The organism is Moheibacter stercoris, from assembly GCF_040545805.1.
Lineage (GTDB): Bacteria > Bacteroidota > Bacteroidia > Flavobacteriales > Weeksellaceae > Moheibacter > Moheibacter stercoris.
In genome coordinates this window covers 57,079-64,895 of sequence record NZ_JBEPMO010000013.1, presented here as the reverse complement: position 1 = coordinate 64,895, position 7,817 = coordinate 57,079, and the positions used below count along the sequence as shown (strand labels likewise).

The 7,817-nt window shown below is 36.9% G+C and carries 8 protein-coding genes; 3 read left to right on the top strand and 5 right to left on the bottom strand.

The window, feature by feature from the left end:
* Positions 1-172 precede the first annotated feature (172 nt).
* Entirely contained in the window at positions 173-1,078 is a 906-nt protein-coding gene (locus ABID46_RS10415) for a helix-turn-helix domain-containing protein (protein WP_354509796.1), read from the bottom strand.
* 129 nt (positions 1,079-1,207) lie between these two features.
* Between ABID46_RS10415 and ABID46_RS10410 the strand changes: the two genes are divergently transcribed.
* Positions 1,208-1,609 (top strand): GlcG/HbpS family heme-binding protein, encoded by a 402-nt coding sequence (locus ABID46_RS10410; protein ID WP_354509794.1) that lies wholly within the window; start codon positions 1,208-1,210, stop codon positions 1,607-1,609.
* An 18-nt stretch (positions 1,610-1,627) separates the two neighbouring features.
* On the top strand, positions 1,628-2,821 hold the full coding sequence (gene fdhA, locus ABID46_RS10405; RefSeq protein ID WP_354509792.1) for a formaldehyde dehydrogenase, glutathione-independent: 1,194 nt from the start codon (positions 1,628-1,630) through the stop codon (positions 2,819-2,821).
* A 57-nt stretch (positions 2,822-2,878) separates the two neighbouring features.
* Here fdhA and ABID46_RS10400 read toward each other — a convergent pair whose 3' ends face one another.
* Positions 2,879-3,301: a hypothetical protein gene (locus tag ABID46_RS10400; protein ID WP_354509790.1), complete on the bottom strand. Its 423-nt coding sequence runs from the start codon at positions 3,299-3,301 to the stop codon at positions 2,879-2,881.
* A gap of 105 nt (positions 3,302-3,406) precedes the next feature.
* On the opposite strand from ABID46_RS10400, the gene ABID46_RS10395 reads away from it, so the two are divergent.
* Positions 3,407-4,363, top strand: coding sequence for a helix-turn-helix transcriptional regulator (locus ABID46_RS10395; protein ID WP_354509788.1), 957 nt, complete (start codon positions 3,407-3,409; stop codon positions 4,361-4,363).
* Positions 4,364-4,403: 40 nt separating this feature from the next.
* Here the strand turns inward: ABID46_RS10395 and ABID46_RS10390 are convergent, their stop codons facing one another.
* The 3 genes from ABID46_RS10390 to ABID46_RS10380 all read right to left on the bottom strand — a co-directional run bounded on the left by ABID46_RS10390 (position 4,404) and on the right by ABID46_RS10380 (position 7,817).
* Positions 4,404-4,886 carry a DinB family protein gene (locus ABID46_RS10390; protein WP_354509787.1) on the bottom strand — a complete coding sequence of 161 codons (483 nt, stop codon included), beginning with the start codon at positions 4,884-4,886 and terminating at the stop codon, positions 4,404-4,406.
* A gap of 192 nt (positions 4,887-5,078) precedes the next feature.
* Positions 5,079-5,519, bottom strand: coding sequence for a DinB family protein (locus ABID46_RS10385; protein WP_354509785.1), 441 nt, complete (start codon positions 5,517-5,519; stop codon positions 5,079-5,081).
* A 9-nt stretch (positions 5,520-5,528) separates the two neighbouring features.
* Entirely contained in the window at positions 5,529-7,817 is a 2,289-nt protein-coding gene (locus tag ABID46_RS10380; protein WP_354509783.1) for a hypothetical protein, read from the bottom strand.

Below are 7,817 nucleotides of genomic sequence, written 5' to 3'. Positions count from 1 at the left end.
GAAGTATGAGTTGGAATTGTATCGAGAACTTTTTGGTAGGCATTTCTCGATACATTTTTCTTCATTCCATTTCGAAAAACACTCGAAGTGACGTTTTGGTGATATTATTTCTTTCCGTCAGTTCGAGTCATTCAAATGAAGTATGAATTGGAATCGTATCGAGAACTTAAACTTAACTTACTGAGAATCTCTTCACAAAATCTCCCGGCGTACAATTGTGATGCAATTTGAATTGTTTGCTGAAATAGCTGACTGAGGAAAATCCGCTTAGAAAACTCACATCCGAAATATTTTTATCGGGATGAAGAAGTAAATTTCGCGCGAGCGCCATTCGTTCGTGTAGAATATATTCGCCAGGTGTTTTTCCGCAGAAATTCTCAAACATTCTGTGAACCGTACTTTTGCTGCAATTACCTATTTCCATCAGAGTTTCCATTGAGATAGGTTGTTGAAGATTTTCTTTGATGAAATTTTTGATCAAATACAATTGTTGGTTATATTGCAAATGATGCATTTCCTCAATATGTGCTTTTTGTGCTTCGATCATTCGTACCAAAAAGGTTTTCAACATCAAATCATTCAATGCCTTATTTTGTTCTTTTCGCTCCATTAAACCCAAAAATTCATTGAAAGCTCGAACCAAAGCCGAATTATTCTGGAAATGATAATGCGTTAAATCCAATTCCCAATTTCCGTTTTCTTTCGGATAGATTTCATTCAAATACTGCATTTGCTTTTCCATTTCTTTGTGTGGAATCAAAAGCGTTGCACATTGCACCGGATTTTTCTCGGAAGCTTCTGGGAAATCGGCAAAAATGGTTTTTCCTTCGGGGAGAATTAAAGTCGTTCCGGGTAAAAAATCGAAACTTCCTTTGGATTTGGAATGCACGACTTTTTTTCCACGAATCATTCCCGAAATCGACAATCCTTCGTATTGAATTTGAACTTTGGTAGAAGATTGAAAGGTTTCAAATATGTTTATTTCGATGTTTCCACAATCAAAACGCGTTCGGTTTTCTAAACCTTTTCGTAAATGTTTGGGCGTTTGAATCGATAATAAATCAATGTAGTACGTCATACATCATCTTCCTGATTTTTTAAAGATATAAAATTTGACTGAAACTATTTTGCCAATCATTGGAACAATCCTTATAAAATTAGGGAAGGATAATGACGAATTTTATCCTAAACAAAAAATCACTGAAAAATGAAAAACATCACATTAGAACAAGCAAGAAAAGTAGTTGACGCTGCCATCGCCAAATCAAACGAATTAGGTGTTAAAATGAACATTGCAGTCGTAGATGCAGGAACGAATTTGGTTGCTTTCAACAAAATGGACGATGCCTGGTTGGGTTCGATCGATATTTCCCAAAAGAAAGCGAGAACTGCACGTTATTTCAATATGGACACAGGCGCAATTGGACAATTGTCTCAACCGGGCGGTTCTTTGTACAATATTGAACATTCCAACGGAGGATTGATTACCTTCCCAGGAGGCGTAGTAATCAAAGGACAAGACGGAACCATCATAGGAGCAGTAGGCGTAAGTGGAAGCACGGTAGAAGATGATCACGCGGTAGCATCGGCTGGAGCGAGCGCAGTATAACCCTTCAAATTAGACCTTATGTGTCAAAATTCAGGAGTTGTTAATATGGGGCCGGGAGAGGTTCAAGTAAAAGAAATTGACTATCCGAAATTAGCATTGGGCGATCGCAAATGTGAGCACGGCGTAATTTTGAAAGTAGTTTCGACCAATATTTGTGGGTCCGACCAACATATGGTGAGAGGTAGAACCACCGCGCCATCGGGATTGGTCTTGGGACACGAAATCACAGGATTGGTTTTGGAGAAAGGACGTGATGTAGAATTCATTAATGTGGGTGACATCGTTTCGGTTCCTTTTAACATTGCTTGTGGTCGTTGTCGAAATTGCAAAGAAGGAAAAACGGGAATTTGTTTGAATGTAAATCCTGCTAGACCCGGCGCAGCTTACGGATACGTTGATATGGGTGGATGGGTAGGAGGGCAATCGGAATATGTGATGGTGCCTTATGCTGATTTCAATTTGTTGAAATTTCCAGATAATGAAAAAGCATTGGCGTACATCCGCGATTTGACTTTGTTATCCGACATTTTCCCAACCGGATTTCACGGTGCGGTAACAGCAGGAGTTGGTCCAGGTTCGACGGTTTATGTTGCAGGCGCTGGTCCTGTCGGATTGGCTTGTGCAGCGAGCTGTCATCTTTTGGGAGCAGCTGTGGTAATTGTGGGCGATTTAAACGAAGAGCGTTTGGCGCAAGCCAAGAGTTTCAGATGTGAAACCATTAATTTGAACTCTGATACTCCACTTGCGGAACAAATCGCTCAAATAGTTGGCGAACCTGAAGTCGATTGTTTTGTGGATTGTGTCGGATTTGAAGCGCGAGCGCATAGTCACGGTGGCGAATCAGAAGAGCAACCAGCAGTCGTTTTGAATCAAGCGATGGAAATCACACGTGCCGGAGGTTCAATTGGAATTCCAGGATTATACGTAACGGAAGATCCGGGCGCGACAGATGCCGCTGCCAAAGTGGGAAGTTTGAAAATTCGTTTCGGATTGGGTTGGGCGAAATCCCATTGTTTTCACACAGGGCAATGTCCCGTGATGAAATACCATCGACCGTTGATGAATGCTATATTGTACGATAAAATAAAAATTGCCGATGCTGTAAATGTTCAAGTTATTTCCTTGAAAGATGCCCCTAAAGGATACCAAGATTTTGACAAAGGAGCGGTGACGAAATTTGTGATCGATCCACACGGAATGATCCCTATTTAACTTGCTTAAATTATCTTACTAAACTTTAGAGTCGGGTTATATAGCCCGATTCTTTTTTTAATACCCATCGGTTTTTATTTCGTAGCCAACAATTTTGATGGAATCATTTTCTCGTATCAAGTACAAGTTTTCAAAAGTTTTATTTGGACTTCGCGTAACATAATATTGAAGCAAATATTCTCCTCTCGTAATCAGACCATCGGCAACAAATGTTGACCATTTATCGAGTTCAAAATTTCTCACGACACCATATTGATGGTAAGCGCCTATAATAAGCTGGTCCCATTCTTTTAGTGATGCTTCAGTTTTTCCTACATTGGCAATTAAATCATGAATTTCTGACAAACGTCCCAATTCCTGATAATAATAAAATTTATTGGCAATCTGTTCTGCCTCTTTCTTGTCAATTGCATTGTCTCTATGAGTGATGGTACAACTTGTAATTAGGAGCAAACCTAGAATTAAAATATGTTTAGGCATTTTGAAGTATTAACTAATTGATAAACATACAAACTTTAAGAAAAGCTAGCAATGAAAACTTGAAGATTTCTCCTTATTTTCGTTTGGATTCTATAACAAAGAAGGATGTTGGAAGAAAATTCACCCAAACGATTTGATCGAATTGTCGCCATAATGACCCAATTGCAATCCAAACGGATTGTCAAAGCACAAGAATTGGCCGATCGTTTTGAGGTGAGTTTGCGTACGATTTATCGGGACATCCGCAGTTTGGAAGCTTCTGGTGTTCCCATTTATGGCGAAGCGGGAGTCGGATATTCTTTGGTGGACGGATACAAATTGCCGCCTGTGATGTTTTCGCGAGATGAAGCAATGAGTTTTGTTGCAGCAGAAAAATTAATGGAAAAGTTCACCGATGAAAATATGAAATCGCATTTTCAGTCGGCAGTTTTCAAAGTGAAATCTGTTTTGCGAACCGATGAAAAGGATTGGGTCAATTCCTTAGAAAATCGAGTCAAAGTGAATTCCAATCATCTTTCGGATCATTCGCCCGAAGTTTTAAATGCACTATTTGAAAGCATTGCAAGGAAGACTCAATTGAAAATTACGTATGAAAGTGTCGAATCGGATGTTCCTTCCGAACGAACGATTGAACCTGTTGGATTGTACCACGAAAATCAATTTTGGTACATTATGGCGTATTGTCATTTGCGAAAGGATTATCGGAATTTTCGGGTGAGTCGAATTCATTCCTTTGAAAAATTGCAAGACTCTTATCAAATCGTACACCGAGAATTGGAGTTTTATTTGAAAAAAGAAGAAAAAATTTTGGAAGGAAAAGTTCGCTTATTGGTCGATCGGAAAGTAGCTCGCTATTTAGAAGCCGATCGGAATTATTATGGATTTGTGTCGGAAAAGCGACTAGGCGAGAAGGTAGAATTGGAATTCAACGGAAACTTTCGCGAGAATGGAATTGCAAGATGGATTTTGATGTTTGGGGATTATGTGGAAATTTTGGAACCCAAAGAATTGAAAGATTTCACCTTAGAACTTGTGGAGAAAGTCAAACGGAATTTGAAATAAAAACCCCACCTGATTTCCAAATGGGGTAATTTAAATTTTCTTATTTCTCCCAGAAGAACGGAGGTTCAATTCCTATAGCGCGTAAATACACATAACCTTGACCACGGTGATGGATTTCATTTTCTACAAAATAGGTAATGCTGTCAAACACGGTGTTTTCATATTGACCAAATAATTTAATTCGTTCCTCGAATTTCGAATCCTCCATTTTACTCCATAAAGAATTAATTAGTTCAGTCGTTTCATCCCAAGCTTTCAATAATGCTTCCTTGGAATTCCATTCGGTTCGTTCTTCGTCAAGAATTTGATCGGAGCCATTCACAATTTGGTCCAATCCAGGTCCTGCGATTGCTAAAAGTTCTTTGGTCATTTCTGAGAAAGGACGCATTCCTGCAATCGAAAATTCAAATAATTCTTTTTCAGGAAAAGCTTCAATTACTCTTCGGGTTAGGCCTCTGTTTGCTTGCCAATTTTTTAGTAAGTCGCCTGATGATAAAATGTTGGAATTTGCTGTAGTATTCATATCGTTTTTATTTAATTAAACATTGATACGACAAAGCTAAATAGAGGAAGTGACAGCAGTATGTCAGTAGGATTTTATTAAAATTAGAAATTAGAAATTAGAAATTAGAAATTAGAAATTAGAAATTAGAAAGTTCTTATAATTCTTACTACTTAAAACTCACTACTTAATACTTTGTACTTGATACTGCACTCATCTTTTATAAAAAATATAATCCGTTGGTAGTGGTTCTAGTCCAGCTTCTCGAAACAATAAAGCAATTTGCCCGCGATGATACGTAGAATGGTTGATGACATGAAATAAGACCTCTTGAACTGTATTGAGAAAGAAATCACCTTTTGAATTTTGGTAAGAAAATTTCATGTTGAGGTCTGAATTTTCCAAAATATCGATCGTTTTGAAATGATTCATTTGATGCAAATCTTCCAATTCCTCAAGTGCATGAATTTGCCAAGTTTCAAAGGTTTCTTGGGTAAGAATTCTGGCATTCCAGATTTGATGTGCATTGAGGATATGATTGATCAGTTCTACCGACCGTGGAGGAGTTCGTTCAGGAAATTGCATGAAAATTTCGACCAACTTTTGATTGGAATGGAAATTATATTCAAACAAATCCAAAAACATTTCCTTCATGACAAATCTTTAAATGATTAATAAAGTTTGTTTCAAACCTTGCAAAACGCAATTCCAAAAGAAATTAAAGAAGGATCGATCTTGTGAGCGAATGACAGGTTTGATGGCTACTTCTTCATATTTTTCTTTGGTACTTGATTTCACAAACAAATTTCCAACTGTATTCAAGACTTTTCTTTCTTTCCCAGTATCTGGATTGTAAAGCGTGACTTTCAAATTGTCGTATCTGACGCCGAAATCTCCTGTTGCACTTATATCATTTCCTGTAAAGTTAAAGCGAACTTCTTTCATATTTCCATCCATGGTTGCATGCAAATAAGGTTTCACAAAAGGTGTCATTCGTTTTGCGTCAAAATTGAACAAACTTCCTTTGATGTTGAATTTTTCTGAACGATTCATTGGGTTGAACGTCCAAATAGCTGTGATGCGCGAATCGTTCATGAAATTGGTCGTGATGTTCGCTTGAACATCGGGTATACTCGATTTTCCTTTACCCGAATTGACATTCTTTATATTCGCATTGAAATTGGAAAAACTCAATTTTCCAGCACCCGAACTCGCTTCGGTTTCTTCTTCATATTCGACGAGAGAATTTTTTAAATTCAAGTGATTGACTTCTAGATAGATCGGTAAATCGCGCAAAAGTTTGCTATACAATAATTTCTTTTTGGGGTCATCTGGCGGAAGTTTGCTTCGGTACACGTTGGCATGAACTTTTTCCAAATTCATCGTATTGATTTTCAAAGACAAATCGTCTCCTCTAAAACTCCAATTCAGGTTGGGAATTTGAATGCTTTGTGCGGAAATCGTATACAAATCCAATTCTTTTTTCAATTGTCGAACAAATTGGTTACGCGTTAATTTGGGTTTCATGCTGAAATTGCTCAAATCAAATTTGCCATTGACATAAGAAATGTTTTGAGACTGCAATCGATATACATTGTTGGGATTGTAATCCAATGATTTGGCTTTGAGAGAAATATCTTTGTAAAGGATAGGAATTTTTTCTTTGTAAGATTCCGGATTCATCTCAATGTTTTTCATTTCAAAATTTACATCGTTTACGGTTAAAAGATTTTGATTTCCATTGAGTTGGTTCAATTTATAGGTAGCATTTTTGATGGTAACATCGCCAATTTGAATGATGTCAATAAAATCTGAAGCTGCGTTTTCAACTTTTTTCTTAGTCGATTTGGATTGAAACGAAGTGATATCAGGATGATCCATCAAAATGGATTCGACAATCAGTTTATCGGCAAATACATTGGAAACATTTTTAACCTGGATATTGATGTTTTTTGCATCCAATGCATTTCGAATTCTGAAGCGAGAATTATCCAATTGAATGCTCCCTATATTTAAATCAAAAGGCAAAATATGAGAAGCAATTCTTGCAGAATCTGTTGGGCGTTCTTTGGTATTGCGAATATTCACATCAACTGAATCAAACTTCAATATATCGGCTTTAAAATAGAGCGCATTTTTTTGATTATAGCCCCAATCCAATCCTGTAAAAATAACTTGTGGAGTTTTGATATCAGGAACCAAACGATAATTGACTTTTTTCAGATCGACTTTTATAACATCTTCATTGGAATTCAAATCAAAATTATTGAGATAGAACAAATTATCATTGACCTTCAAACTGGAAGCGTTTAATTGTTGAACGGGATTGATTTGGTAAAAGATTTTTCCACTTGTCATTTCAAAGTCTGTGTAGGTAAAGGGAATGTCTTTTTCCAAGGTTCTTTGCGAAAGATTTACGCCACCAATGTCCAAATCCAAATTCTGGAATTCTGCCAATTTGGTTGTTTTGTCAGATTTAAATAGTTCAAAAAAAGCATCTTCAATGATGAATCGGTTCACATTTATGACAGAACCTAATTTGGAATCAGATTTTGTGGTATCCTTGGTTTCAGATTGATTGAAAACAACCTTGGGTTCTATGATTTTGATACTAAATGCGCTTAAATCTTTGTCTTTTAAAAGTTTCAAAAAGTTCACACCAACCACTTTGATTTCACCAACATCAGCGGTGAAATCCATTGGAATTTTTCCTTTAAAGTTTTCTTTGGGTGAAATGGAAATTCCTTCCACAGATAGGCTACTATTGAATAAATTAAACCCTAAATCTTTGTAGGCAAACTGATAAGCTGTGTCGTTTTTTTCTTCAATGATGGCAGGTATTCGAGCTTTGATCCAAGAACCTATCCCGATGTTTAAGAGAATTAAAAACAGGAGGATTCCTCCGATCCAGTAAAGAAATTTCTTTTTCGGTTGAATTTTTTTTAGGTTCAT

What these genes read in the sequence shown, in the direction of transcription:
- ABID46_RS10415 (WP_354509796.1), bottom strand. Translation starts at nt 1,078, where the DNA reads ATGACGTACTACATTGATTTATTATCGATTCAAACGCCCAAACATTTA.
- ABID46_RS10410 (WP_354509794.1), top strand. Translation starts at nt 1,208, where the DNA reads ATGAAAAACATCACATTAGAACAAGCAAGAAAAGTAGTTGACGCTGCC.
- fdhA (WP_354509792.1), top strand. Translation starts at nt 1,628, where the DNA reads ATGTGTCAAAATTCAGGAGTTGTTAATATGGGGCCGGGAGAGGTTCAA.
- ABID46_RS10400 (WP_354509790.1), bottom strand. Translation starts at nt 3,301, where the DNA reads ATGCCTAAACATATTTTAATTCTAGGTTTGCTCCTAATTACAAGTTGT.
- ABID46_RS10395 (WP_354509788.1), top strand. Translation starts at nt 3,407, where the DNA reads ATGTTGGAAGAAAATTCACCCAAACGATTTGATCGAATTGTCGCCATA.
- ABID46_RS10390 (WP_354509787.1), bottom strand. Translation starts at nt 4,886, where the DNA reads ATGAATACTACAGCAAATTCCAACATTTTATCATCAGGCGACTTACTA.
- ABID46_RS10385 (WP_354509785.1), bottom strand. Translation starts at nt 5,519, where the DNA reads ATGAAGGAAATGTTTTTGGATTTGTTTGAATATAATTTCCATTCCAAT.
- ABID46_RS10380 (WP_354509783.1), bottom strand. Translation starts at nt 7,817, where the DNA reads ATGAACCTAAAAAAAATTCAACCGAAAAAGAAATTTCTTTACTGGATC.